The sequence below is a fragment of the Larsenimonas rhizosphaerae genome (assembly GCF_023700005.1).
Lineage (GTDB): Bacteria > Pseudomonadota > Gammaproteobacteria > Pseudomonadales > Halomonadaceae > Larsenimonas > Larsenimonas rhizosphaerae.
In genome coordinates this window covers 98,216-123,406 of sequence record NZ_JAMLJK010000003.1, presented here as the reverse complement: position 1 = coordinate 123,406, position 25,191 = coordinate 98,216, and the positions used below count along the sequence as shown (strand labels likewise).

Annotated in this window: 25 protein-coding genes and 1 pseudogene; 11 read left to right on the top strand and 15 right to left on the bottom strand. The window is 56.6% G+C overall.

The annotated features are described in order from the left end of the window. Positions 1-33 precede the first annotated feature (33 nt). From NAT21_RS12655 to crcB, 7 genes are all read right to left on the bottom strand, one after another. Positions 34-1,698: a BCCT family transporter gene (locus tag NAT21_RS12655; protein WP_250938922.1), complete on the bottom strand. Its 1,665-nt coding sequence runs from the start codon at positions 1,696-1,698 to the stop codon at positions 34-36. 239 nt (positions 1,699-1,937) lie between these two features. Continuing rightward, on the bottom strand, positions 1,938-2,732 hold the full coding sequence (gene pstB / locus NAT21_RS12650) for a phosphate ABC transporter ATP-binding protein PstB (RefSeq protein ID WP_250939157.1): 795 nt from the start codon (positions 2,730-2,732) through the stop codon (positions 1,938-1,940). 83 nt (positions 2,733-2,815) lie between these two features. After that, positions 2,816-3,691, bottom strand: coding sequence for a phosphate ABC transporter permease PstA (pstA, locus tag NAT21_RS12645; RefSeq protein ID WP_250938921.1), 876 nt, complete (start codon positions 3,689-3,691; stop codon positions 2,816-2,818). After that, positions 3,688-4,599 (bottom strand): phosphate ABC transporter permease subunit PstC, encoded by a 912-nt coding sequence (gene pstC / locus NAT21_RS12640; RefSeq protein WP_250938920.1) that lies wholly within the window; start codon positions 4,597-4,599, stop codon positions 3,688-3,690. The genes pstA and pstC overlap by 4 nt, the downstream gene beginning before the upstream one ends. A gap of 130 nt (positions 4,600-4,729) precedes the next feature. Next, complete coding sequence (gene pstS / locus NAT21_RS12635; protein ID WP_250938919.1) at positions 4,730-5,776, bottom strand: phosphate ABC transporter substrate-binding protein PstS; 1,047 nt, start codon at positions 5,774-5,776, stop codon at positions 4,730-4,732. Between the two features lie 111 nt (positions 5,777-5,887). Further along, positions 5,888-6,208: a putative PII-like signaling protein gene (locus tag NAT21_RS12630; protein ID WP_250938918.1), complete on the bottom strand. Its 321-nt coding sequence runs from the start codon at positions 6,206-6,208 to the stop codon at positions 5,888-5,890. Further along, positions 6,205-6,603, bottom strand: coding sequence for a fluoride efflux transporter CrcB (gene crcB / locus NAT21_RS12625; RefSeq protein WP_250938917.1), 399 nt, complete (start codon positions 6,601-6,603; stop codon positions 6,205-6,207). Before crcB ends, NAT21_RS12630 begins: the two co-directional genes overlap by 4 nt. Positions 6,604-6,905: 302 nt before the next feature. Between crcB and NAT21_RS12620 the strand changes: the two genes are divergently transcribed. Together NAT21_RS12620 and NAT21_RS12615 are read left to right on the top strand one after the other, a co-directional pair. After that, positions 6,906-7,946 carry a GGDEF domain-containing protein gene (locus NAT21_RS12620; RefSeq protein ID WP_250938916.1) on the top strand — a complete coding sequence of 347 codons (1,041 nt, stop codon included), beginning with the start codon at positions 6,906-6,908 and terminating at the stop codon, positions 7,944-7,946. Between the two features lie 143 nt (positions 7,947-8,089). After that, positions 8,090-9,163 (top strand): acyltransferase family protein, encoded by a 1,074-nt coding sequence (locus NAT21_RS12615; RefSeq protein WP_250938915.1) that lies wholly within the window; start codon positions 8,090-8,092, stop codon positions 9,161-9,163. A gap of 2 nt (positions 9,164-9,165) precedes the next feature. On the opposite strand, the gene NAT21_RS12610 is transcribed toward NAT21_RS12615, so the two are convergent. Then, positions 9,166-10,512 (bottom strand): DNA recombination protein RmuC, encoded by a 1,347-nt coding sequence (locus tag NAT21_RS12610; RefSeq protein ID WP_250938914.1) that lies wholly within the window; start codon positions 10,510-10,512, stop codon positions 9,166-9,168. A gap of 162 nt (positions 10,513-10,674) precedes the next feature. Between NAT21_RS12610 and NAT21_RS12605 the strand changes: the two genes are divergently transcribed. From NAT21_RS12605 to NAT21_RS12595, 3 genes are all read left to right on the top strand, one after another. Beyond that, positions 10,675-11,682, top strand: coding sequence for an aldo/keto reductase (locus tag NAT21_RS12605; protein WP_284732796.1), 1,008 nt, complete (start codon positions 10,675-10,677; stop codon positions 11,680-11,682). A gap of 70 nt (positions 11,683-11,752) precedes the next feature. Next, positions 11,753-12,316, top strand: a complete 564-nt coding sequence (locus NAT21_RS12600; RefSeq protein WP_250938913.1) for a type 1 glutamine amidotransferase domain-containing protein — start codon at positions 11,753-11,755, stop codon at positions 12,314-12,316. A gap of 36 nt (positions 12,317-12,352) precedes the next feature. Next, a complete protein-coding gene (locus tag NAT21_RS12595; protein WP_250938912.1) occupies positions 12,353-12,913 on the top strand; it encodes a type 1 glutamine amidotransferase domain-containing protein in 561 nt (186 codons plus the stop codon). Between the two features lie 65 nt (positions 12,914-12,978). Here NAT21_RS12595 and NAT21_RS12590 read toward each other — a convergent pair whose 3' ends face one another. The 3 genes from NAT21_RS12590 to NAT21_RS12580 form a co-directional block, all read right to left on the bottom strand. Then, a complete protein-coding gene (locus NAT21_RS12590; RefSeq protein WP_250938911.1) occupies positions 12,979-14,439 on the bottom strand; it encodes a sodium:solute symporter family protein in 1,461 nt (486 codons plus the stop codon). Beyond that, the gene (locus NAT21_RS12585) at positions 14,429-14,662 is read right to left on the bottom strand and encodes a hypothetical protein (protein ID WP_250938910.1); all 234 of its coding nucleotides are present in this window, start codon (positions 14,660-14,662) and stop codon (positions 14,429-14,431) included. Before NAT21_RS12585 ends, NAT21_RS12590 begins: the two co-directional genes overlap by 11 nt. 164 nt (positions 14,663-14,826) lie before the next feature. Next, the gene (locus NAT21_RS12580; protein WP_250938909.1) at positions 14,827-15,924 is read right to left on the bottom strand and encodes an NADH:flavin oxidoreductase/NADH oxidase; all 1,098 of its coding nucleotides are present in this window, start codon (positions 15,922-15,924) and stop codon (positions 14,827-14,829) included. Positions 15,925-16,236: 312 nt separating this feature from the next. On the opposite strand from NAT21_RS12580, the pseudogene NAT21_RS15530 reads away from it, so the two are divergent. Together NAT21_RS15530 and NAT21_RS12565 are read left to right on the top strand one after the other, a co-directional pair. Then, positions 16,237-18,072, top strand: a pseudogene (locus NAT21_RS15530) (methyl-accepting chemotaxis protein); the annotation flags it as partial. Between the two features lie 90 nt (positions 18,073-18,162). Next, positions 18,163-18,594, top strand: a complete 432-nt coding sequence (locus tag NAT21_RS12565) for a host attachment protein (protein WP_250938908.1) — start codon at positions 18,163-18,165, stop codon at positions 18,592-18,594. A gap of 69 nt (positions 18,595-18,663) precedes the next feature. Here the strand turns inward: NAT21_RS12565 and rpmG are convergent, their stop codons facing one another. The 4 genes from rpmG to NAT21_RS12545 all read right to left on the bottom strand — a co-directional run bounded on the left by rpmG (position 18,664) and on the right by NAT21_RS12545 (position 20,865). Further along, entirely contained in the window at positions 18,664-18,819 is a 156-nt protein-coding gene (gene rpmG, locus NAT21_RS12560; protein ID WP_250938906.1) for a 50S ribosomal protein L33, read from the bottom strand. Positions 18,820-18,849: 30 nt separating this feature from the next. Then, entirely contained in the window at positions 18,850-19,086 is a 237-nt protein-coding gene (rpmB, locus tag NAT21_RS12555) for a 50S ribosomal protein L28 (protein WP_250938905.1), read from the bottom strand. A 168-nt stretch (positions 19,087-19,254) separates the two neighbouring features. Beyond that, positions 19,255-19,929 carry a RadC family protein gene (gene radC, locus NAT21_RS12550; RefSeq protein ID WP_250938904.1) on the bottom strand — a complete coding sequence of 225 codons (675 nt, stop codon included), beginning with the start codon at positions 19,927-19,929 and terminating at the stop codon, positions 19,255-19,257. Between the two features lie 84 nt (positions 19,930-20,013). Then, entirely contained in the window at positions 20,014-20,865 is an 852-nt protein-coding gene (locus tag NAT21_RS12545; RefSeq protein ID WP_250938903.1) for a 5'-nucleotidase, lipoprotein e(P4) family, read from the bottom strand. A 125-nt stretch (positions 20,866-20,990) separates the two neighbouring features. Between NAT21_RS12545 and coaBC the strand changes: the two genes are divergently transcribed. The 4 genes from coaBC to argB all read left to right on the top strand — a co-directional run bounded on the left by coaBC (position 20,991) and on the right by argB (position 25,167). Next, complete coding sequence (gene coaBC, locus NAT21_RS12540; protein ID WP_250938902.1) at positions 20,991-22,229, top strand: bifunctional phosphopantothenoylcysteine decarboxylase/phosphopantothenate--cysteine ligase CoaBC; 1,239 nt, start codon at positions 20,991-20,993, stop codon at positions 22,227-22,229. 11 nt (positions 22,230-22,240) lie between these two features. Then, positions 22,241-22,699, top strand: coding sequence for a dUTP diphosphatase (gene dut, locus NAT21_RS12535; RefSeq protein ID WP_250938901.1), 459 nt, complete (start codon positions 22,241-22,243; stop codon positions 22,697-22,699). Between the two features lie 34 nt (positions 22,700-22,733). Beyond that, on the top strand, positions 22,734-24,116 hold the full coding sequence (locus NAT21_RS12530) for a phosphomannomutase/phosphoglucomutase (RefSeq protein WP_250938900.1): 1,383 nt from the start codon (positions 22,734-22,736) through the stop codon (positions 24,114-24,116). Positions 24,117-24,267: 151 nt separating this feature from the next. Further along, positions 24,268-25,167 (top strand): acetylglutamate kinase, encoded by a 900-nt coding sequence (gene argB, locus NAT21_RS12525; protein WP_250938899.1) that lies wholly within the window; start codon positions 24,268-24,270, stop codon positions 25,165-25,167. Positions 25,168-25,191: the final 24 nt, after the last annotated feature.

The following is a 25,191-nucleotide window of genomic DNA, read 5'->3' as shown; positions in this document are numbered from 1 at the left end:
GCTTTTTAATATGGTGCCCATTAATGCCTGCGGCTACCCCTGATCGGTCGAGTTGCTGTCGCGGCTGGTCCTGATCCGACGATTCACCGTCCGCGGGATCCGCCTGATCCGCTCATCCGCGCTGCCCGACATCTCGTCAGCCTCGTAAATATCAGCCCCGACGGGCGTTTCACCATGTTGACGGTACAAATGGCGCAACATGTTTCTACGATCTGCTCGCAACTCCTTCATCAGCACATAAAGCATGGCATAAACAATAAACGTGAAGGGCAATGCCGATAGCACCGCGGCCGACTGCAGCCCCTTGAGACCACCCGCCACCAGCAGCGTCAGACAGATCGCTGCAATCAACACCCCCCAGACAATACGCTTGTAAAGCGGTGGGTTAAGCGATCCATTATCCGTCATCTGCGACACGATGTAGGACGCGGAATCTGCCGACGTCACCAGAAAGATGAAAATGAGCACAACGGCGACAAAGGACAGCACGCCGGAAAACGGCATCAAATCAAACATCTTGAACAGTGCTGTCGTGATATTGTCACTGGTGGCCTCGGCCAGATGCGCACCCTGCGCCAGATCCATATGAATGGCGGCACCACCAAAGACACCAATCCACAGACATGCCAGCAACGGCGGCACGATCAGCACTCCGAACACATACTCCTTGATGGTACGTCCCCGCGATACGCGCGCAATGAAAGTACCCACAAACGGAGACCAGGCAATGACCCAGGCCCAGTAAAAGACGGTCCACGAACTGGCCCAGTCTTCACCACCGTACGGCGACATGCGAAGGCTCATTCCGATGAAGTTCTGCAGATAATCTCCGATCCCCATGGTAATGGTCTGCAGAATGGCAATGGTCGGGCCGGTCACGAGCACATAGATCATAAGGCCAATACATAGCGCCATATTCAGGTTGGAAAGCCGTTTGATTCCCTTGTCCAGCCCCGAAGCCGCAGATGCCATGTAGCAGGCAAACATGATCGCCAGAATAATGAATTGCCACAGAAACCCTTCCGGCACGCCCATGACAAAATGCAGTCCACCATTGATCTGCAGCACTGCCAGACCGATGGAGGTAGCGACCCCCATCACCGTGGCAACAACGGCAAAGACGTCAAGGGCATCACCAATACGCCTGCCCTGAGGCAGCCTGGCCGTCAGAGGCGATAGAACCGTAGACACCATGCCCGTCTGGCCCTTGCGAAACTGGGTATAGGCAATGATCAGCCCCACGATGGCAAAGGCAGCCCACTGATGTACGCCCCAATTGAAAAAGGCGTACTGAATGGCAAGGCGCCCGGCCTCCGGCGTCTGTCCCTCGACATCACCAAAGGGCGGATTCATGAAATGAGTCATCGGCTCGGCCATACCGTAAAACACCAGACCCACACCGAAGCCTGCCGCCAGCAACATACTGACCCAGGAAAAGAAGCTGTAGGTCGGCTTGCTTTCCTGAGGACCAAGACGAATCTTTCCATACTTGCTGATCGCAAGGGACAACAGAAAAATCACAAAACCAAATACCGAAATCAGGTAAAACCAGCCAAATACGTGGCTTACCCAGCCGAGTGCCGCATTGGCGGCATCGCCAAACTGCTGGGGCACGGCTGCCCCCAGTATCACCAGTAGCGTGATCACCAGTGCAGAGATGTAAAACACCTTCTGACGTCCATGACTTGGAGTGGCCATAAGCGATTCAAGTCCTTTTTTTATGATTGATGCATCGAGTGACTTGCATTGCCTGCACGTCGCAGAACACAAGCAACACCTTATTCACTGTAGACAAAAAGCCCGTGTTTGCTTTCCTCATCACACGAGGTCCCTTGCTCGACGCACAGGATTTGCCCAATAAAAAGGGGATGCTGATCGCATCCCCTGTGGCAGGTCACTATACAGAAACCATAATTTATTTCACGGCAAAGAACGCATCAACCATAACGACCCGTTATGTAATCTTCTGTCTGCTTCTTCTCCGGATGCGTGAAAATGCCATCTGTCGGGCCACACTCCACCATCTCGCCCAGATACATGAAGGCCGTGACATCCGACACACGAGCGGCCTGCTGCATGTTGTGTGTCACCATCGCGATGGTGTAGTCCTGCTTCAGCTCATTGATCAAGTCTTCGATATAGCCTGTCGAGATCGGGTCCAGCGCCGAGGTAGGTTCGTCGAGTAGAATCACCTCCGGTTTCACTGCAATGGTACGCGCGATACACAGTCGCTGCTGCTGTCCACCCGACAGGGACTGGCCGTTTTTCCTGAGCTTGTCCTTGACCTCATCCCACAGCGCTGCCTTTTTCAGAGCCCATTCGACCCGCTCTTCCATATCTCGCGAGGACAGCCGCTCGTATAGCTTGACGCCGAAGGCGATGTTATCGAACACCGTCATCGGAAAGGGCGTCGGCTTTTGAAACACCATACCGATGCGGGCACGCAGCAGATGAATATCAATGCGCTTGTCATTGATGTTTTGCCCATTGAGCAGAATCTCGCCGTCGGTCCTGAGGCCCGGATACAGATCATGAATACGGTTGAAACAGCGGAGCAGTGTCGACTTGCCACAACCGGAGGGGCCGATAAATGCCGTAACCTGGTTGGACGGAATCTCAAGGGAAATCTGTTTCAGCGCCTGAAAATCACCGTAATGAAAATTCAGGTTATTCACCTTGAGCTTGGCCGACCCGGTCGACGTGGCGGTAGTACTAACATCGTCCCCAGACATGGAGCGAGTCATCGTATTCATCGTGTTGGCCCCTGTTCGCGCGTAGGCAAACGTTTTTCCAGAAGATTGTAGTGTCATCTGCTTCATCCTTTTTTACGCTCTGCAATGACGCGAGCCAGGATGTTCAAAACGAGAATGGCTACCGTCAGTATAAGTGCACCCGCCCAGGCCAGTTCGACCTGTCTCGGAATGAACGAATTTATGGTCATGTTCTGATAAAGCGTCATCGGCAGGTTGGGCATTTCACTGCCAAGGTCAAAGAAGTTCCACTGGTTGGTATTCAACGAGGTAAAGATCAGCGGGGCCGTTTCACCGCTGATCCGCGCACACCCCAGCAGAATACCGGTGGTGATGCCGGCGCGCGCGCCGCCGTAGCAGACCTTGCATACCACCCACCAGCGATGTGCACCCAGCGCTGATGCCGCCTCACGCAGTGTATTGGGAACAAGCCGCAACATGTCTTCCGTGGCCCGAATAACCACGGGGATAATCAGTACCGACAACGCAGCCACCCCGGCCCAGCCTGAAAAGTGGCCGGTAGGCAACACCACGATGGCGTAGATATAAAGCCCGACGATGATCGACGGCGCCGACAGCAGAACATCGTTGATAAAACGCGTCAGATTGGCCAGTCGTGACTGGCCGCCGTATTCGGCAAGCCAGGTACCGGCGGCCACGCCCACAATGGTTCCCGCCACCGTAGCCAGCGACGTCATGATCAGACTGCCCAGAATGGCATTGCCAAGCCCGCCGCCGGTCATGCGCGTACGTTCGGTAAATACCGTCACATCCAGGGCGGTAATACCCTTGGTCACCAGGCTGAACAGAATCAGAAGCAACCAGAGAATGCCGAAGGCTGCCGCACTCACGCAAAACAGCATGACCAGGCGATTGAGCATCCGCCGGCGCCGATAGACGGGGTTGGACGGTGTCAGGTGAGTACTGGTGTGGGTGCTCATTTCGGAGCCCTCTGATCCATACGGTTGAGCATCACTCGCGCCAGAGCCAGCACGATGAACGTGATGACAAACAGCATCAGACCAAGAGCCAGCAGTGCCGAACGCTGCAAGCCATCGGCTTCGGGAAACTGATTGGCAATCAGTGCCGCTATGGAGGTGCCCTGTCCGGTGATGGTGGGATTGAAAAAGAGGTTGTTGCCGATGACAAAGGTCACTGCCATGGTCTCCCCCAGTGCCCGCCCAAGTCCCAGAATCACGCCCCCTACCATCCCGGCCTTGACCGAGGGGAAGATCACGTGACGCGTGACTTCCCAGGTAGTGCAGCCCAGACCATAGGCGGACTCACGCATCATGGGCGGTACGGTCTGCATCACGTCCCGGGTGATCGCGGTAATGAACGGAATGATCATGACCGCAAGGATCAGGCCGGCCGTTGTCAGCCCGGTTCCGGCCGGGAAGAGCGAAGGAAAGTGAGACTGCAGGAAAGGCGCCAGCACCTCCACTCCCCACATGCCGTAGATGATCGACGGTACGCCGGCCAGGAGCTCAACCGTGGTCCCCAGCGGACGGCGAAGTGCACGCGGGCATTTCTCCGTCAGAAAAATGGCGATACCAAGTGACACGGGGACAGCAATCGCCACCGCAATGGCAGAGGTTACCAGCGTGCCGTAAATGGCCGGCAGCGCTCCAAATCGATTCAGGTTGGCGGCCCAGCGGTCTTCCGTGAAAAAGCCCCAGCCAAACTTGGCCAGTGCCGGCCACCCGGATACGATCAGGGAGCCGAGAATGGTAGCAAGCAGCACCAGCACCAGCAGGGCAAACCCACGCGTGGACAGCTCAAAGAACCGATCCCGCCGATGCTCACGCCTGAGCGCGGCCTGCTCCCCGGGTGTTGCATCAAGCAACATGTTTTTCTGTACATCTGTAGCGTTTCCAGACACAGCGCCACGCCCCCTTAAAACCGGTAGAAACACAGGATCATTCTGCAGAAAAGCGCCACAGCCTTCCGGCTGCAGCGCTTTCAGGCATTACGCAGGCCTAGTTCGTCCAGACAGCCTTGCCATTATCACCCTGCACCTTGCTCCATACATCCTGGCGGATCATGGACGCAACATTGTCCGGCATGGGCACGTAATCAAGTGACGCGGCGGCATCGCCACCATTGTTATAAGCCCAGTTGAAGAACTTGAGTGCCTGTTCAGCGGCTTTCGTGTCCTTTACATCCGTCGGCATCAAAATGAAGGATGCCCCGACAATCGGCCAGCTCTGTGCACCGGGCTGATCGGTCAGCACCAGATAAAGGCCGTCGGCATGTTTCCAGTCAGCGTTTGCTGCTGCTGCCTTGAAGCTGTCGCTGCCGGCGCTGACAAACTGGCCATCCTGGTTACGAAGCTGAGCCACCTTGAGGTTATTCTGGTGGGCATAGGCATATTCGACGTACCCGATCCCGCCCGGCGTACCTGCAACCTGGCTTGCCACACCGGCGTTGGCCTTGGCGCCGACCCCTGCAGGCCATGCCACTGACTTGCCCTCACCCACGCTATTGGCAAATGTGTCACTGACCTGAGCCAGATAATGCGTAAAGAGGAAATTGGTGCCGGATCCTTCTGCACGGTAAACCGGCGTGATGCGCGTGTCGGGCAGATCCATGTCCGGATTGAGGCTTGCAATGGCCTCGTCGTTCCAGTTTGTCACCTCACCCATGTAGATACGCGCCAGGGTCTTGCCGTCAAGCTTGAGCTGCGTACCGTCAATACCGGGAACGTTCACGACCGGCACAACTCCGCCCATGATCTGAGGCCATTGCACCAGATGGTTTTTGGCAAGCTCTTCGGGCTTCATGGGGGCATCGCTGGCGCCGAAGGTCACGGTACGTGCCGTGATCTGCTTGATGCCGCCACCGGAGCCGATCGCCTGATAGTTAAGGCCCACGCCAGTCGCATCCTGATAGGCATCAGCCCACTGGGAATACACGGGATACGGGAAGGTAGCGCCTGCGCCTGTGATGGTCTCGGCAGACCAGGCTGCAGCAGAACCGAGCATCAAGGAAGAAGTAACAAGTGTAGCGGCGACGTGCTTAAGCATAAGGGTGCTCCCGAGGACGCGATAAGGCCTTCATTGGGCAGAAGGCACATGTTTTTTCGATGTCGCCACGGTAGCAAGGGAATATGTCAGTTTTGTGTCAGGCTGTCATAATTACGTCGAGGCCCCCAGCTGCCAGTATTCAATCGAGCGCTTGAGGCAAAAAAGAGGTAACTCCGCTGCCGTTACCACCTTGATCAATTCATTGCAGTGATGATCATCGAGAACGAACATCACTTCTTCAGGCCGATCCGCCAGCTCGAAGAAATGCGCGCTGTGCGTGCGCCCATTCTGGCCCTGCGCCTCGGTATCCAGCCTGCGGGTATAGCTGTTGATGCCCAGCTGACTCGCCAGTGAGATGACCTTTTCCAGGACCTGCTCCCCCTGATGACGGCGCCCCTCGGGTGCCATGAAAAGCACTTCGAATCCATTCATTGCTGACCTCCCAGCCAGAGCTTGAGTAACGCAAAGGTGCCCATGCCCAGCCCGGTCATGCATAGTGCACCGACAACATGCAGGGCAATTCCTGCCAGGGCCGTCAAGTAACGCCCCGATTGAAGGGTGGACCACATTTCAGCCGAAAAGGTCGAAAACGTTGTCAGGGCACCCAGAAAACCGGTAATGACAAACAGGCGCCAGAAGGGTGACAGGTCCGGCAGCGCCGCAAAAAAGGCCAGTGCCAGTCCGATCAACCAGGCCCCCAGCAGGTTGGCCACCAGCGTCCCGGGCGGGATGGCAGGAAACAGGGCATTCAGCATCACGCCGAGCCACCACCGAAGATTTGCGCCCAAGGCCGCACCCAATCCAATCGAAAGTATGGAAGATAACATGCCGGATCTCATACTCCGCCCGAGCCACCTGCCGGGCCACCGTAAGTAAATGAACGCGCCTGAGCGCATGAATGTCACGTTTTCAATACTATGCTTTCCGGCCCTGTCCCTTCAGCAGGAATACTCTTTCGAGTCTACTGACATCAGAAGGTTCCTCCGCTGTTCCGGTACCGTTGTGAACCATTCGCGGAGCGACCACAAGCACATTATCATCTCCACTTTATCACCGAATCATGTTAGCTTTATCTAATTAGAATGAGTTCCTTCACCGGCGACCGCTGGTTTCAACAGGGCGCCACAACATGTTGAAACACATGTTTCCCAAGTATCCCCCCGCCTCGCTGACATCGCTCCAGCTACGTCTTTACACCACGTTCTGGTACGCCAATATTCTCGCCCTGCTGACGCTGGTACCCTATCTGGTGCTGGATCTTTTCGTTGCGCCCCTGCTCTGGCCCTTCCACGCAATGGCATCGGTTCTGGTACTTTATTCCCAGCTTTTGCTGCAGTACGGGCATCTCAGACTGTCACAGCTCATGTCCCTGTCGACCTGTCTGGGTATTGTGGTTGTGGGCTATATAGCGTTTGGTAAAGACAGCGGCATCGAATACTTTTATTTCCCACTGCTGGTATCAGCAGTGACCAGCAGCGTATGGCCACTGGCACGCAGGGTCATGGTGGGGCTGATTACCGTCTGTGCCATCGCCACCCTCCTGACGTCCCTGGCTCCCCCGCCATGGGTCACCATGGACTCTGGCACGCTGGGCTTCATCAAGCTTTATAACCTGCTGATGACCGTCATCATGCTGGCCTTTATAATGACGCGAATACGCACGCTGGTTGAGCTGCTGGGAAAGGATGCTGATATCGATCCCCTGACGCATACCCTTAACCGACGCGCCTTCTACCTTGCCGTGAATCGCCTGCAGCAGCGCAGGCAGGCGTTTGCGCTCCTGCTGCTGGACCTTGATCATTTCAAGACCATCAATGACACCCACGGACACGAAGTAGGTGATCAGGTTCTTGTACATGTCACACGGCTTCTGAAGCAGCATAATCAGCGTAATCGAGATGTCCTGAGCCGTTATGGCGGTGAAGAATTTCTTCTGTTATTACACGACGCCAGCCCGGAACAGGCATTGCAGACCAGTCAGGCCATTCGTAATACCCTGGCGGTCAACCCGTTCAAGCACGACAACACCCTCCTCACCATGACCGTTTCGATTGGTATCAGTCTTTCATCGGAAAGCAGGGACATCGACAAGGTCATCGCGCTGGCTGATGAGCGTCTTTACAAGGCCAAGAGCACTGGCCGCGACCGGGCAGTTCTTTATCATGCCTGACCCTTTCAACGACAATCACAGCATCCTGAAAACAAGGAGACGATTATATTTCACGGAAAGTTGATGCGGCACAAGGAACTATATTGATTCATGTTAAATTAAAAAATACTGATCACCACACGGATATGCCAGAGAGCTTAAAAATGTCTGCCGACCCCAAGCGACTTGAATGGATTGATGCCGTAAAGGGCGCAAGTATTCTTCTAATCGTTTTTTATCACACGATAATATTCTGCCTCGACGAGCAATTTCTTGGTGACCTTTATAGCCACAGGATTCTTGTCATATTGGCTACGGTACTTGTTCCTTTAAGAGTGCCCCTGTTCTTTCTTGTTTCAGGCTTTCTGGCCGCGTCTGCCATAGACAGGAAATCCTGGGGCAGCGTATTTCACGGACGCATAGCGAATATTTCATGGATCTACCTTGTCTGGTTTATCCTGCAGTGGATAACTGCTCTGCTGGTATTCCATCTTGGCAACCCGGATATCATGCCTCGCGATCCTGCGTTCAACCTCGCCACGTTAACGCATGACTTTCTTACCGGTGAAAGTGCAACCTGGTACCTGTATGCACTGGTTCTTTACTTTATATTTTCCAAAATAATTCATCATTCAAAAATAATTCTTGTCGGCCTGGCCGTCGTGGCTTCAATTTATGCCGACACCTTCATCGAAAGCTGGAATTTAAGAAGCATTGGACAGAATATTATTTTCTTCGTAGCCGGTTATGCATTCAAGGAACAAATCAACTCCAGGTTCAAGGCATTCAGCACACCGCGTTTTTTGGCCACAACACTAATATCCTTATTACTCCTTGGGCTCGCTTCAAAGTTCAGTTTGATGCGTGCTCCCGGCTTCCGGATGGTATTGGCCTTCATGATGATCTTTGCTGCCATCGATCTTTTATCGCTGCTTTCACGTTATTTTAAAATGACGTTATTGAAACGAATCGGCCAGAATACGCTTCCGGTTTATGTTATACATTTTATTCTTATCCAGATAATCATCCAGCTGATCGACACCTTGAATGTTTATGAACCCGTCGGGGAACAGGGAGTGCTGGGTGAAGCCATTATAATAATTCTGCCGTTCCTGCTGACTGCACTGATCAGCATAATGTGCCTGACCCTGCACAAATGGTTGATGAGCGGCCCGGGCAGCATCCTGTTCACGTTGCCCCACCGTCCTTCAACCGGCAAATTGCCGGCAAGGGAGTAAATTCAACGCTGATGGCGCTCACGCACGCCCAGCGCCCTGAGCTGCTCTGCCTGACTGACAAGGCTGCCCTGCCCATCCGATAGTCGCTTGAGCGCCTGTTGGTGGCTGCGTCCGGCGCGCTCCAGGTGCTCACCCAGATCGTCCAGGCTGGACACAAAGCCCTGAAACTTGTCGAGCAGACGCTCGGCGCGCTCGGTAATGGCTCTGGCATTTTCATTTTGATGCTCCAGTCGCCATAAATTGGCAACCGTGCGTAAACTGGCCAGTAGCGTGGTCGGCGTGACCAGCACGATCTGCCGATCAAATGCGTACTGAAACAGGCCAGGGTCGTGCTCGAAGGCCAGCGAAAATGCCGGTTCAACGGGCATGAACAGAAAGACCATATCCGGTGATCTGATTCCTTCCAGCGCCGGATAATCCCTGGCCGACAGCGTCTCGACATGCTGTCGAACCGCCTGAAGATGGCGCTTGAGCGCTGCGGTACGCTCGGCGTCGTCTTCAGCGCGCGTCCACGTCAGATAATCGACCAGCGAGACCTTGGCATCCACAATCAGGTGACGTCCTTCCGGCAGGTCAATAATCACATCAGGGCGCCCACGCCGGCCCTGCTCTCCCTTGAAGGACACCTCGCACCGATACTCCTTGTCCTTTCTCAGCCCCGAGCGCTCCAGTACGGACTCCAGCAGCATTTCACCCCAGTTGCCCTGACGCTTCTTGTCACCCTTGAGGGCCTGCGTCAGACTGGCCGCGTCCTCACTCATCTGGTGATTGAGTTCGGCAAGCTGCGTCAACTGGGCACTCAGGCGCGTCTGTTCGCGACGATCCTCGCCATGCAATACCTCCAGCCGAGACTGAAACTGTCCGACCTGTTCCCGAAATGGCTGAAGCAGCGCTTCCAGGCTCTGGCGACTTTGATCATTGAACTGACGGTGGCGCTCTTCAAAAATACGTGCCGACAGTCGTTCGAACTCATGACACAGGGCATCACGTGCCTGCTCGAGCGTTTGTATCTGAGTCTGATGGTGGGCTTCGGCCTGCTGCCACCTGGATTTCAATACCGACAGCTCGGAGGCCTGCTCATGGCGCACCTGCTCACTATCCTTGAGCATCCGGCGCGCCTCGGCATCAGCCTGACGAGCCTCTCGCAGGTGGGCACCCGTCTGCTCGAGCAGAATATCCCGCTCCGCCAGATATCGTTCGTTTTCAATCCGTTCATGCTCGCTGTGCTCAAGCCGTGAGCGAAGTAATTCATTTTCCTGTCGGGCCGCGCCGAGCCAGCGGCCGATGATCCAGACCGGTACCAGCGCCCCCAGCACGGTCCCGCCCAGCCCCGCCATCAGTAGCATCATGTCTTCATTCATCCTGCCACCCCGAAACCGTTATGTTCATGGGCAGTGTATCAGTAACCTGCGCCCCCCCCTTGAAGGGGGCGCGCCATATCCCCACCCACTACTGCAAAGGCCAGGCAGAACAGCCACAAGTCTTCTAAAGTAATAAGGATGCTATCGATCATGGAGGACACGATGGAAACAATTACCCTGCCAAACAGTGACCTGAGTGGCAGCCGAATTGCGCTGGGCACCTGGGCAATTGGCGGCTGGATGTGGGGCGGTACCGATGAGAAGCAATCCATCGACACCGTTCGCAGTGCCGTCGAGCGCGGCATTACCACCATTGATACAGCAGCCGTTTACGGGTTTGGCGAATCAGAGCGCCTGGTCGGCAAGGCGCTGAAACAGCACGGTCTGCGTGATCAGGTATTACTTGCGACCAAGTGCGGCCTCAACTGGCGCGATGATGAATCCGTGTTTCGCGATGCCGGCAGAGCGCGGATCGAACAGGAGATCAATGACAGCCTGTCTCGCCTGCAAACCGACTACATCGACCTGTATCAGCTGCACTGGCCGGACCCCACCCGCGATATTGAGGAAGCAGCCGACACGCTGAAATCACTCAAGCAGGCAGGAAAGATCCGCGCTGTCGGGGTCAGTAATTTCAATGTAGAGCAGATGAATGCCTTCAATGAAATCTGCCCGCTCAGCACTATTCAGCCGCCTTACAACCTGTTCGAGCGCGACATCGAACAGGACATCCTTCCGGCAGCGCATCAGGCCGGTATCGGTACACTGACCTACGGCGCCCTGTGCCGCGGACTGTTGTCCGGCAAGATGAAGGCCGACACCACCTTTGACAGTGATGACCTTCGCAGCAACGATCCGAAATTCCAGAAGGGACGCTTCGAGCAGTACCTTTCTGCTGTCAGCCGTCTGGATGACTATGCCCGCGAGCGCTATGACAAAACAGTGCTGGAACTCTCGCTGCGCTGGCTTCTTGACCAGGAAGGTGTATCCATCGCCCTGTGGGGCGCTCGCCGCCCTGACCAGCTTGATCCGGCCAGCAAGGTAATGGGCTGGTCGCTGGATCAGCAGGCCAAACGCGATATTGATGCCATTCTGAATGAATGCATCACGGACCCGGTCGGCCCCGAGTTCATGGCGCCCCCGACACGCAACGAATAACTGACCACCAGGCGCGGAAGGACTCCGCGCCGTTTATCCACGATAAAGACATGACACAAGGAGTTGTCTCATGACCCAATCACTCAACGGTATTCGCGTTGCCATCCTTGCAAGCGATGGTTTTGAAGAATCCGAACTGGCCGTACCAAAGGCTGAAATGGATGCCGCAGGCATCGATGTGCACGTTGTCGCGCCGAAAGGTGGCAACATTCGAGCATGGGCCGAAACCTGCTGGGGTGATGAATACCCGGTCGACAAAACGCTGGACGAAGTCAGCGAGCATGATTATGCCGCCCTGATGCTGCCCGGCGGTGTCATCAATCCGGATACGCTTCGCCAGAATGACAAGGCCTTGGCATTCGTACGCGCCTTCTTCAAGGCCGGCAAGCCGGTCGGCGCCATCTGCCATGCCTCCTGGATACTGATCAATGCAGACGTGGTGGAAGGCCGTCGCATGACATCGATCCCCTCCGTGGCCCAGGACCTGATCAATGCCGGCGCGGAATGGGAAGACAGTGAAGTCGTATGCGACAACGGGCTGGTGACCAGCCGCAAGCCGGCAGATCTGGATGCGTTCTGCAGCAAGCTCATCGAGGAAATCGATGAAGGCCGCCACACGGATCAACACGCATAATTCCCCTCATCACGGACGATACAAGGGAGTCACTACATGACTGATCTTAAAAATACGACTATTGCCATTCTTGCCACTGACGGGTTCGAGGAAGCCGAACTGACGTCACCCAAAAAGGCACTGGAAGCACAGGGCATGACTGTTCACGTCGTCGCGCCAGCGTCCGGCAGCATTACTGCCTGGGCCGAGACGGACTGGGGAACAGACTACATGGTCGACAAGACGCTTGATGATGTCAGTGCAGCTGATTACGACGCGCTGATGCTGCCGGGCGGGCTCTTCAATCCCGATACCCTGCGTACCAACGATGATGCACTGAACTTCGTTCGTGACTTCTTCAAGGCGGGCAAGCCGGTAGGTGCCATCTGTCATGCCCCATGGATCCTGATCAATGCAGGCGTGGTGGAAGGCCGCCGCATGACCTCTGTCGCCTCCGTCTCCCGCGACCTGATCAATGCAGGCGCGCACTGGGAAGATGCTGAAGTCATCTGTGACAGCGCGCTGGTAACCAGCCGAACCCCGGACGACCTCTACGCGTTCAACAACAAGTTGATTGAAGAGATCAAGGAAGGCAAGCATCGTCAGCAGCATGCCTGATCATGCCTTTCGCACCTGAACAACGGGCGCCACTGGCGCCCGTTTCTGTATTCCTGCCAGGCCTGCTACATGCGCCGAACTATCACAAAGAATCTCTCTACTACTGCCGTTTCCGTCGGCCTCGTCACCCGGGAGACCCCGACAAATACCGGCAGATTCAGTAAAAGCCCCCAGAAGCCCGCATGAATATCCAAAGGGTTACGCCATACCAGAGTAAACAGGACCGTGACGGCAAAGCCCGCCAGAATCCCAGCCATCACCCCGGCCCGCGTAGCCCGAGGCCATAGAAAGATGCCGATGAAGGCCGGCAGCACCTGCGCGGCAAATCCCAGTCCCACCAGCAGTATCATGATCAGATTGGACGGCTCGGTAATTGCCACCGGAGCCACAATCCCCGCCATGATAGGCAGCAGTAGCCAGCGTGCCAGTCTGGTGGTTGCCCGATCACCCAAACCGACCAGCGGCTGCGCAATATCCTTCGCCCAGCTCAGCGCCGTTGAATGTATAAACGGTTCACAGGACGACATGGCGGCGGCCAGCGTGCCGGCGCCCAGCAGGCCGGTCAATACCGGTGGCATCGATGTCAGTGCCAGTTGAAGCGCAACGGTATCGGCTCGCGCCAGATCCGGAAGTGACCAGACACCAATGAACCCCACCACCACCATCGGCAGGATAATCACATAGTAACTCGGCAGCCAGGTCGCGCTGCGCCGGAGGGTTCGCGCCTTTCGGGCACTCATCCACTGAGTCCAGACCGGCGGCATGAATGACAGCATCGAGACGATGATCGAGGTTGTCCAGAACGAAAAACTCATGGTGCCATCTGCGCCGGGCAGGGTCAGCCAGGCAGGACGCTCGGTCTGAAAACGCTCGAAAACCGCGCCGAACCCCCACTGACCGGTGAACTGATGTACCGCCCATAACCCCGTACACCAGGCAACAACCAGCATCAGTGCCCCCTGAAAGGCGTTGGTCAACCCGATGGCACGCTGACCACTGATAAACAGGTAAACCCCCATGACCGCCAGCACCAGCCAGACGCCCATCCAGACCGGCAGCGCACCATGACTCATGACATTAAGAATATATGCCGCACCGATGGTCTGAAGAACCGCATACGCCAGCGTACCAATGGACATGACCAGCGCTGACAGTGCACCCAGCGCCGGACTTTGATATCGATCCCGAATGGCGCTGGCCTGGGTGACATGGCCAAACTCAATACCCAGCCGCCAGACCTTCGGTCCGAAGTACCAGGCCACCATGGCCAGATACGACAGATAGATCACGACATAAAAGACCGGTACGCCCTTGCTGTATGCCCAGCCAGGTGCGCCCATGAAGGTATAAGCACTGATACTGCCGGCACCGATCAGAAGATAAAGCATGACCGGTCCCATGCTTCGTCCGGCGACCCCCCACTGCTCCAGCCGGGTCATGGCATGGCCACGGCGTGCCAGAAGCCCCAGGGTCATGGCCACCAGCAGATAACCGATCGTGATCAGGAAGGCGGTATCAGTCATCATCATCCCCAACCAGCCAACGATTTCCGGCTACCATGACAAGCGTAGAAAGTGCCACGACCAGATAAGCCCACGCCCCGACAGCCGGCAATCCCAGGACGATAATCGGTCGATTCACCCACCCCATTACCGGCCAGAGCCCCAGGCCGATCACTCCGATAAACAACGCCAGAAACCACCACCCACGCCGCGTGACCGGTCGCACCCCCTCAGGTAACTCCCTCATCCGCCTTTCCCTTCTCCTGTCTGGATGTACTGGCCCGATACCCATGCCCGGCGCCTCATGATGCGGCGTCATTGTGAGCAAGCCGAAAGCGACCTGCCACCCCGAACACAAAAAAACCCACCGGCTGACCGGTGGGCCATTCATAAGGGGCGCATGTGGCCATTTTACTGGCTGAAAAGGCCCTTCAGCGCATGTGGTTCACTGCGCTCATACTGAGGGGGCACCCTGACCTGGGCCTTGAGCGCGGCCGCCGCGTGCCAGGGCCAGCGGGGATTGAACAGCATGGCACGTGCCAGCCCGACCATATCGGCCTGCCCGGTACCAATGATTGCCTCGGCCTGCTCCGGCTCGGTAATCAGTCCCACAGCGATCACCGGCATATCGACGGACGACTTGATCCGACTGGCCATCGGTACCTGGTAATTGGGACCAGCCGTAATCTGCTGATGCTCGGACAACCCGCCACTGGAAACATGAATAAAGTGACAACCGCGGGCCTCAAGGGCCTTAGCCAGTGCAATGGTCTGATCAGTATCCCAGCCGCCTTCTACCCAGTCCTCGGCGGACACACGCACCCCCAGCGCCATCTGCGCCGGAATGGCTTCCTTCACTGCCTCGAACACCTCAAGCACCAACCGCAACCGATTTTCGAGTGTACCGCCATAGCCATCCTCACGATGGTTCGACAAGGGCGATAAAAACTCGTGCAGCAGATAGCCATGAGCAGCGTGCAGCTCGATCACATCGATCCCCAGAGACGCAGCACGTTGTGCGGCGGCCACAAAATCTGCCTTCAGGGTCTTGATATCATCATCGGTCAGGGCGGTCGGTACTGGATCGCTCTCGGCAAAGGGAAGCGCGGAAGGAGCCCATGTCTGCCAGCCCCCTGTCTGATCAGGAGCAATGGATGAACCACCCTTCCAGGGAACATTGCAGGAGGCCTTGCGGCCGGCATGCCCCAGCTGAATGGACAGAGGCAGATTCGAATAATGGCGAATCGCATCGACAACGGGCTTCAAGGCATCACGATGCGCGTCCGACCACAACCCCAGATCACCTTCGGTAATGCGACCTTCCGGTGATACGGCTGTCGCCTCGATGGTCAACATGCCAGCGCCGGACATGGCCAGATGACCCAGGTGCATCATGTGCCATGACGTAGCAAGGCCATTATCGGCTGAATACTGGCACATGGGTGCCACCACGATGCGATTGGACAACGTTACGTCACCCAGCGTGATGGGCGTAAACAGATGACTCATCAGACAATCCTTTTGTAAGCATGCTAACAATATAGCCACGAGATTAGTCCGAAGGTCCTGTTTTTCAACCCATCCCACCGAATATTTCAAACACGACGTCAAGGGGCATCACTACAACGCCGATATATCGGGCATATACCATGCGGCGCATAACGCGCCCGGCGTATCAGGGAGATACTCATGCTGAAGTACCTGTTCAACAAGACCACCAGGGGCGCACTTAAAAAGGAAGTGACTGTCATCCGGACGCCCCTGCACGCCCTGGAAAAGCAGGCCCGTAGACTCAAGGGAGCGCGAGTGATATTCGGCTTTGTGTCCGCAGGTATCGAACTTGAGCCGGTACGCCGAATACTGCGTGAAGCAGCGCCCGAAGCAGGACTCATGCTGAGCATGACCGCCGGTGAGCTGCACAGTGACGGACGTGAATCGATATATATTACACCGGGCAAGGATACGATTGTGCTGCAGGGATGGCATACCGACCTTGTCGATCAGGTTCATGTTGCTCGTGTACCACTGCACTGCGAAGACATAAAAAACGGCCACCCCACCATGGACGCCGATCAGCGTGTCAACCGAATCCGCCAGGAACTCGAGCGCATCAAGCTCCCCTTTGCGCTGAATCACCACGACACTGTGGCCATTCCACTGGTAGACGGGCTGTCCAACAGCGAAAGCTTCCTGATGCGCGCCGTCTACGACAGTGGTCGCTTTCCGGTGATGTTTGTCGGTGGCTCATCCGGCGGCCCGCTCGATTTCACGACAACCTGCCTGGCCGATCGGGATGGCGTATTTGATAACCACGCCCTGATTGCATTTGTCCGGCTCAAAAAGCCGTATCGCTACTCGGTTTTCAAGAGCCAGAACTTCGAGGCAACCCGCACCCAGTTTACCGTAGGAGAAAGCCAGCCCGAGCTTAGAACCCTCACCAACGTGATCGATCCGTCGACAGGCCGGCTGGTCGATTTCATCAGCGCCCTGTGCGCCCACTTTCGGTGTGATGAATCCGGACTGGAAGAACACCTTAAACGCTACACCTTTGCCATTCGAATTCAGGGGGAGCTGTTCATTCGCTCCATCCTGAAATTCGATTACACCGCCAGACATGCGCAGTTCGCCTGTGATGTCGCCTGTGGAGACGAGCTGGTACTGGTCAAGCCTACCGACTTCTGTGCACAGACCGCCGAGGATTTTGCGCATCATCACCAGGGCAAGGGCCGGCTGGTCGGTGGCATTCTCAATGACTGCATTCTGCGCAGGCTGAATAACGAAAACGCCCTGGCACACATGGACACCTTTTCCCGTTACCCGGTCAGCGGCTTCTCGACCTTTGGGGAGCTGCTGGGCGTCAATATCAACCAGACCCTGTCTGCACTGCTGATTTACGACCCTGCCCCCGGATTCAGGGACGAGTACACCGATAATTTTGTGACGCACTACGCCAACTTCCAGAATTACTTCAGGGAGACCGAGCTCAAGCGACTTCACATGATGAACGACATGAAATCGACCCTGGTTGCCAGCCTGACCGACTATAGAAACTTTGCCGAACAGGTCACCAATGATTTCCCGGAATTTCAGGCCTCCATTGTCGGATTTACCGACATGCTGGACAGCATTACCCGGCGCGTCGAAGGCTTTACCCACGACATGAGCCTGAACAGTGCAGCGTCAGCCGATGTAGGTGAGCGAATAAAGGAACTCAATCACAATGCCGCGCAGGCCCGGGAACTACTGGCCACCATCGGCGGTATAGCACAGCAGACCAACCTGCTGGCGCTTAATGCAGCGGTAGAAGCTGCACGCGCCGGTGAACACGGCCGAGGCTTTGCCGTTGTCGCCCAGGAAGTTCGCTCACTGGCCAACAAGACGCAGGAAAGTCTGGTTCAGATCACGGAAGTGATCAACGCCGTTCAGGGCTCGGTCGATACGGTCAGTCGACAACTCGAGCAGATGGGCAGCATGGTGTCGGAAGTATCACAACAGGGTGACAGCATGCAGCAGGAGATTATCCATTCACGCGCTGAAGCCGATCAATCCCGGGGCAACATGGAGCAGATGCTGTCACGCACGTCCAGTATTCACGAACGCATGGCTCAGGATGCGGATTACATGGAAGACATCGAACGACTCAGCAATGCGCATTGATTGCGTCATGAAGGTTGCCCTATCCCGCACGCTCGACCAGGCTGATTCAGGTAATGGCAGTATCCTGATGACCGGTTAAGGAGAACCGACATGACGACCATGATTGTTGTTGCCGATGCGGCCCGCGCACGCATTTTTACCGAAGATAACGGCGCAATGAAGGAACATGAAGCGCTGGTGCATCCCGAAAGTCGTGAGCATACGGGCGATTTGAGAACCGGTGGCAAGGGCGCGTCAGGCAAGGGCCCTCATCGGCACCAGACAGGTAACGAGGATGCCACATCCGACAAGCATGAAGCGTTTTTTGCATCTGATGTGGCCGAGTATTTGAAGCAGGCGCATGATCAGGGCAAGATCGAGAAACTGATCATTGCTGCAGCGCCCTCATTTCTGGGCACGTTACGTCAGAAGATGGATAAATCCCTGCAGCAGTGCATTGACCAGACCGTGGACAAGGAATTGTCCCGAGAGAGCGCTGAAGAGATTCGTGACCGGTTCGCACCCAATGCCAAACTGGGGTGAACACAATGTTCAGAATGCAAAAAGGCCCGCAAAAGCGGGCCTTTTTTCGAAGCGGATCAGGTAATTTAATTACTTGATCTTGGCTTCGCGATAAGTGACGTGCTTGCGGACAACCGGGTCGTACTTCTTGAATTCCAACTTGTCAGGCGTATTACGCTTGTTCTTGTTGGTAGTATAGAAGTGACCGGTTCCTGCAGAGGACACCAACTTGATCTTGTCACGCATATCAGCGTACTCCGAAAAAAATCGTTTTAATTAGACGCGTTCGCCGCGGCTGCGCATTTCTGTCAGCACGGTGTCGATGCCTTTCTTGTCAATGATACGCATGCCCTTGGAGGAAACACGCATTTTGACAAAACGCTTTTCGGATTCAACCCAGAAACGATGGCTGTGCAGATTGGGCACAAACCGACGACGGGTTTTGCGCTGGGAGTGTGAAACATTGTTACCGGTCACCGGACGCTTACCGGTAACCTGACATACCTGGGACATGGAAGCCTCCAAAACCGTAAGCCATGAGCTTGTTAGGTACAAGGGATATAGTGTCGGGCAAACCGGGAAGTGGCAGGCGTCGGCCTTATGCCCTGTACTCAAAGGGCGTACTTTATACCAGACACCCCACCTGACAGCAAGCCGACACTGCCTTTTTGGCTAAAAAACCTATAGCCAGCCGCGTTCGGAAAAGGATACCACTTCTCCCTCACCGATGACGAAATGATCGAGTACGCGAATATCAAGAAGTGCCAGCGCATCACTCAGGTGACGAGTGATATCCCTGTCCGCCTGACTGGGCTCGGCCACACCAGAGGGATGGTTATGCGCGAAGATAACCGCACCTGCATGAAGGGCCAGTGCCCGTTTGGCTACCTCCCGAGGGTATACGCTGGCACTGGACAGGGAACCGGTAAACAGTTTTTCAAACCGCAGTACCCGGTGCTGTGTATCCAGAAAAAGGGCAGCAAACACTTCATGCCCCAGATCGCGAAGATGTGCGGACAAAAACCGTTTGACCAGCATGGGAGAGGTCAGCGCATCTCCGCGTACCAGAAGGGTTTCAAGGTGGCGCCTTGATAGCTCCAGAGCAGCCTGCAGCTGAACATACTTGGCGATGCCCAGCCCGTGAGCCTGACAAAAGCGCGCCTGATCAGCACCCAGCAGAGGGCGAAGACCGCCGAACTCGTTCAACAGATCCCGCGCAAGGTCAACGGCCGAACGCCCCTTGACCCCGACGCGCAGGAAGATGGCCAACAACTCGGCATCACTGAGCGCCTCGGGGCCAAGGCCGATCAGTTTTTCACGAGGCCGTTCTCCCTCCGGCCAGTGACAGATTCCCATGTACATTCATCCATCGGCAAGACAACAGTATCTGCATGAGCTTATCGGCAGCCGAGGTAGAACATTCATGCCGACCCGGACACGTCAGGGGGTGCCGGAAGGCTGCCAGGCCTTGAGCCCTGCCTTGCGGTGGGCCGACTTCTCATCGGGAGGCAAACTCCAGTCTCCGTCGTACAATGCCGCCTCCCAGGCCCCGTATACCGGATTGGGAAGCAGAATGAACCGTCGACCAAAACGAGCCTGGTCATCAAATACGGCCTCATTGCGTACCGATGCCAGGTCACTGCCATAAATGGACTTAAAGTCAGCCAGATTATCGCCCATCATCAGCGCCACCTGATGACTCGAGGTCACCAGATCCCGACGCGCCTGTTTGTCGGAACTACCGGACTTGAGCAGCAGGTGAGAGCGTGTCAGCTGCGGGAATCCCAGGGCGGCCAGATTCGCCTGGGTATCGGTCCATGCATCCTCATCACGATTGGTGATGTAATACACATCAACACCCTGCCGATCCGCGTACTGCAAAAACGAGACAGCGCCCGGCAATGCCGTCGCCTGACGCGCCTTCATCCACTGGTGCCAGCGCTCACTACCATAGGCTTCATCCTTGCCCACCAGCCAGGCCTCGAAGGCCATGTTATCAACGAGAGTCTCATCAACATCGACGACGACCGCCAGGGGCTTGTCGTGACGCGACTGACCAGCCAGTGCGTCATCAAGCCTGTCTCGGGCAATATTAAAGGCCTGATAGCTCAGTGCCTTGTATTCAGCGGCGTGCTGCACCCACGCCGTGGCCATGACCAGCTGCTCATTCAGATCCGACAGACTGTACTCGGATGGCGCCGACTGCTGTTCTGACGGTGCCGAGGCACACCCGGCCAGCACCAACCCCGCGACCAGCGTACCCACCATCGGTGACAGGACACGTTGCTTCATGAAAGATCCCTTCCGGTTATGTAATCCCTTTCCAGCATAGCGAGCCTCCCCGGTCGCGCCACCATGACGTACAACAAGCGCTGGTGCTAAGGTAGCGAAGGATTATTCAATGAGCAGGACATGTCATGACATCTCTTATCGGCCGCCGCATCCTTCTGGGCGTCAGTGGCGGCATCGCGGCGTACAAAAGTGCCGTACTGGCAAGGCTGTTGAAGAAGCAGGGAGCCGAGGTCCGTGTCGTGATGACCGACGGTGCCCAGGCCTTCGTCACTCCCCTGACCTTTCAGGCACTGACCGGAAACCCGGTACGCACCACCCTGCTTGACCCGGAAGCCGAGGCCGGCATGGGACATATTGAACTGGCTCGCTGGGCCGACAGTATTCTGATCGCCCCGGCCTCCGCCGATCTGATGGCTCGGCTGGCAAATGGCATGGCCGATGACCTGTTGACCACCCTTTGCCTGGCCAGCCAGGCCACGCTCTACATGGCCCCGGCCATGAACCAGGCCATGTGGGCACATCCCGCCACAACGCGTAACACCGAGCGCCTTCGAGAGTACGGCTGGCACCTTTTAGGGCCGGACAGCGGCGAACAGGCCTGCGGTGATACCGGCAGTGGCCGGATGCTGGAGCCTGAAGCCATTGTCACGGCATTGCTTGATGCAGCCGAGCCCCCCCTCGCCGATCTGGCGGGACTGCGGGTCGTACTGACCGCCGGCCCTACGCGAGAGGCCGTTGATCCGGTCCGCTACCTGAGCAACCACAGCAGTGGCAAGATGGGATTTTCGCTCGCGCTGGCAGCCAGGCGCCGGGGCGCCGATGTCACGCTGATTACGGGGCCGGTAGCACTTCCCACACCGGAAGGAGTACACCGACAGGATGTCGAAAGCGCTGTTGACATGCTGCATGCCGCAGAACAGTGCATCGACCATGCGGATATCTTCATTGGTTGCGCCGCAGTAGCCGATTTCCGGCTTGAACACCCAGCAGAACACAAGCTCAAAAAGCGGCCTGATGAAGACACACTGACCCTGACGCTTGTCAAGAATCCGGATATCATTGCCACGCTGGCCCATCGGGCCAATGCACCGTTCATGGTCGGCTTTGCCGCCGAAACCCGCAACGTGACCCACTACGCCGAAGACAAGCTGATACGCAAGCGTCTTGACCTTGTCGTGGCCAATGATGTGTCACGTGAAGGACTCGGGTTCGGCAGCGACGACAATGCGGTCACGCTTCACTGGCAGGAAAGCGGCCGACACTGCCACCAGGCCTTGCCGACCGCCGACAAACTGACGCTGGCTCATGGTATTCTGGACCATCTTCTGGTGAGGTTTCACGCCACTCACCCCGCTTCACTCTGACAGGACTCCGTATGGATCACCCGCAGCTCAAGGTAAAGATTCTCGACGACCGCGTCCGCCGGTTCGACCTCCCGCATTATGCCACTGAAGGCAGCGCCGGCATGGACCTTCGTGCCCTGCTTGATGCACCGCTGACACTGTCACCGGGCGAATGTGAGCTGGTTCGCACCGGACTGGCCGTACACATCGATGATGCACGCTATGCCGGCATGATCCTGCCTCGCTCGGGACTAGGCCACAAAAAAGGCATTGTCCTGGGTAATCTGGTGGGCCTGATCGACTCGGATTATCAGGGTGAACTGATGATCTCGGTGTGGAATCGTGGGCAGCAGGAAGTCACGCTTGATGTCGGTGAACGTATTGCACAGTACGTGCTGGTGCCGGTCATGCAGGCCGAACTGACCCTCGTTGACGATTTTGAAGAAAGTATTCGCGGCGCCGGAGGCTTTGGCCATTCCGGCCGCCACTGACCCGCCCGACAAGAGACATTGCAAGGATGACGCCGTGAGCCAGATCCCCCAATCCATTTTCCGCGCCTACGATATTCGAGGCGTGATTGACCAGGACCTTACTGTTGCCGGCGCCCGTCTGATCGGGCAGGCCATCGGCAGCGAGGTGGTGGCTCAGGGCGAATCCCGCATTGTGGTCGCACGGGATGGGCGTCTGTCCGGCCCGGACATGCTCCAGGCCCTGACAGAAGGCCTGCTGTCGACAGGAGTCGATGTCATCGATCTTGGCCGAGTTCCCACGCCGGTCCTTTATTTCGCGGTTCATACGCTGGAGGGCGTTCACTCCGGGGTAGCCGTTACCGGTAGCCACAACCCGTCAAACTACAATGGCTTCAAGATCATGATCGGGGGTCACACCCTGTCCGGCGAGGCTATCCAGGGGCTTTATCAGCGCATCAGTGACGGTCGCTTCAGCACCGGCGAGGGCCATTGCGAGTCTCACGACATTCGAGACACGTACCTGGAACGCATTCGTCAGGACATTCACCTCAAGCGACCACTCAAGGCCGTAGTCGACTGCGGCAATGGCGTGGGGGGTGAACTCGGCCCCCGTCTGATTGCCTCCCTGGGCGTGGATACCATCCCGCTCTTTGACGATATCGACGGGCACTTCCCGAATCATCACCCGGATCCAGGCAAGGTCGAAAACCTTCAGGATCTGATTGCCATGGTTCAGGAAACCGGGGCCGATATCGGCCTCGCATTCGATGGTGATGCCGACCGGGTCGGTGTCGTTACGCCCAGGGGCGAGGTGATCTATCCAGACCGCTTCCTGATGGCTCTGGCAGAAGACCTGTTGACCCGCAAACCGGGTGCCCGGGTCGTCTTCGACATCAAGTGCACAGGCCATCTGGCAGACATGATTGCCCGCCTGGGCGGTGAACCGGACATGTGGTTTACCGGCCATTCTCTCATCAAGGCCCGCATGAACGAGGTCGGGGCGGATCTGGGAGGAGAAATGAGTGGCCACATCTTTTTCAAGGAACGCTGGTACGGCTTTGATGACGGCATTTACGCTGCCGCACGGCTTCTTGAGATACTGGCCGGCCAGTCAGAGGATGCCGATACCTTTTTCAGCCGCTATCCACAGGACCTCGGCACGGCCGAGCTCAATGTTGAAGTCACCGATGCAACCAAGTTTGACCTGGCCCGACGCATCGCACTGGAAGGTGACTTCGGCAATGATGGCACTCGCACGACGCTTGATGGCCTGAGGGTCGACTATCCGGATGGCTGGGGACTGTGCCGAGCGTCCAATACGACACCCATGCTGGTATTCAGGTTTGAAGGCGCCTCTCAGGCCGCCCTGGACAGAATTCAGGACTGCTTTCGAACGGCGCTGCTCAAGGTGGCCCCCGACGCCACACCAGGCTTTTAACGCGTTACGCCGCACCCTGCCGGACGCGATGATCACTACAGGCAACCAGCCCTCTCGCCTGGCGAGAGTTATATCGCCTCGTTATGATGAAAGGTCGTCTCCGGCAGCCGCTTTGATGGTTTAACCCACCCCGCGCCAATCAGGACACATGATGAGCACACCAGAACGCGACCCGAGAGAGGTCGTTAGAATCCTTTCCGAGGCCCTGCCCTACATTCAGCGCTTTTCCGGCAAGACCGTGGTCGTTAAATATGGCGGCAACGCCATGACCGACGATACCCTGATCGATTCCTTTGCCCGCGATATCGTTCTGCTGAAGGAAGTCGGCCTGAACCCGATCGTGGTCCACGGCGGCGGCCCGCAAATCGGACAACTGCTTGAGCGACTTCAGATTGAATCCCGGTTCGAGGAAGGCATGCGGGTAACCGATGCCCAGACCATGGACGTGGTGGAAATGGTACTGGGTGGTCTGGTCAACAAGAGCATCGTGAACCAGATCAACCAGGCAGGTGGCAAGGCCATCGGTCTGACCGGCAAGGACAATGCCCAAATCAAGGCCCGACAGTTGAAGGTGCAGCGTTACAGCCCCGAGATGGCTGCGCCGGAAATCATCGATATCGGGCATGTCGGCGAAGTGGAGCATATCTCCACCGACCTCATCGACATGCTGTCTCAGGCCGACTATATCCCGGTCATTGCTCCCATCGGAGTCGATGATGACGGCGCTTCCTACAACATCAATGCCGATCTGGTGGCAGGCAAGGTTGCCGAGGCCCTGAATGCCGAGAAGCTAATGCTGTTGACCAACGTCGCGGGCCTGATGAATGCCAAAGGCGAGGTCATGACCGGCCTGACAACGCAGGACGTTGACAGCCTGATCGAGGATGGCGTGATTTATGGCGGCATGCTGCCCAAGATCCGCTGTGCACTGGATGCCGTCAAGAATGGGGTAACCAGCGCCGTTATAGTGGATGGTCGGGTAGCTCACGCCATATTACTGGAAATCTTCACCAATTCAGGCGTTGGCACCCTGATTACCGACAAAACCTGAGACTGGTGTTCGGCAGACTGCCTG

Coding starts and splice junctions, on each gene's coding strand:
- NAT21_RS12655 (WP_250938922.1), bottom strand. CDS start 1,698: ATGGCCACTCCAAGTCATGGACGTCAGAAGGTGTTTTACATCTCTGCA.
- pstB (WP_250939157.1), bottom strand. CDS start 2,732: ATGTCTGGGGACGATGTTAGTACTACCGCCACGTCGACCGGGTCGGCC.
- pstA (WP_250938921.1), bottom strand. CDS start 3,691: ATGAGCACCCACACCAGTACTCACCTGACACCGTCCAACCCCGTCTAT.
- pstC (WP_250938920.1), bottom strand. CDS start 4,599: ATGTTGCTTGATGCAACACCCGGGGAGCAGGCCGCGCTCAGGCGTGAG.
- pstS (WP_250938919.1), bottom strand. CDS start 5,776: ATGCTTAAGCACGTCGCCGCTACACTTGTTACTTCTTCCTTGATGCTC.
- NAT21_RS12630 (WP_250938918.1), bottom strand. CDS start 6,208: ATGAATGGATTCGAAGTGCTTTTCATGGCACCCGAGGGGCGCCGTCAT.
- crcB (WP_250938917.1), bottom strand. CDS start 6,603: ATGTTATCTTCCATACTTTCGATTGGATTGGGTGCGGCCTTGGGCGCA.
- NAT21_RS12620 (WP_250938916.1), top strand. CDS start 6,906: ATGTTGAAACACATGTTTCCCAAGTATCCCCCCGCCTCGCTGACATCG.
- NAT21_RS12615 (WP_250938915.1), top strand. CDS start 8,090: ATGTCTGCCGACCCCAAGCGACTTGAATGGATTGATGCCGTAAAGGGC.
- NAT21_RS12610 (WP_250938914.1), bottom strand. CDS start 10,512: ATGATGCTACTGATGGCGGGGCTGGGCGGGACCGTGCTGGGGGCGCTG.
- NAT21_RS12605 (WP_284732796.1), top strand. CDS start 10,675: ATGGAGGACACGATGGAAACAATTACCCTGCCAAACAGTGACCTGAGT.
- NAT21_RS12600 (WP_250938913.1), top strand. CDS start 11,753: ATGACCCAATCACTCAACGGTATTCGCGTTGCCATCCTTGCAAGCGAT.
- NAT21_RS12595 (WP_250938912.1), top strand. CDS start 12,353: ATGACTGATCTTAAAAATACGACTATTGCCATTCTTGCCACTGACGGG.
- NAT21_RS12590 (WP_250938911.1), bottom strand. CDS start 14,439: ATGATGACTGATACCGCCTTCCTGATCACGATCGGTTATCTGCTGGTG.
- NAT21_RS12585 (WP_250938910.1), bottom strand. CDS start 14,662: ATGAGGGAGTTACCTGAGGGGGTGCGACCGGTCACGCGGCGTGGGTGG.
- NAT21_RS12580 (WP_250938909.1), bottom strand. CDS start 15,924: ATGAGTCATCTGTTTACGCCCATCACGCTGGGTGACGTAACGTTGTCC.
- NAT21_RS12565 (WP_250938908.1), top strand. CDS start 18,163: ATGACGACCATGATTGTTGTTGCCGATGCGGCCCGCGCACGCATTTTT.
- rpmG (WP_250938906.1), bottom strand. CDS start 18,819: ATGCGTGACAAGATCAAGTTGGTGTCCTCTGCAGGAACCGGTCACTTC.
- rpmB (WP_250938905.1), bottom strand. CDS start 19,086: ATGTCCCAGGTATGTCAGGTTACCGGTAAGCGTCCGGTGACCGGTAAC.
- radC (WP_250938904.1), bottom strand. CDS start 19,929: ATGGGAATCTGTCACTGGCCGGAGGGAGAACGGCCTCGTGAAAAACTG.
- NAT21_RS12545 (WP_250938903.1), bottom strand. CDS start 20,865: ATGAAGCAACGTGTCCTGTCACCGATGGTGGGTACGCTGGTCGCGGGG.
- coaBC (WP_250938902.1), top strand. CDS start 20,991: ATGACATCTCTTATCGGCCGCCGCATCCTTCTGGGCGTCAGTGGCGGC.
- dut (WP_250938901.1), top strand. CDS start 22,241: ATGGATCACCCGCAGCTCAAGGTAAAGATTCTCGACGACCGCGTCCGC.
- argB (WP_250938899.1), top strand. CDS start 24,268: ATGAGCACACCAGAACGCGACCCGAGAGAGGTCGTTAGAATCCTTTCC.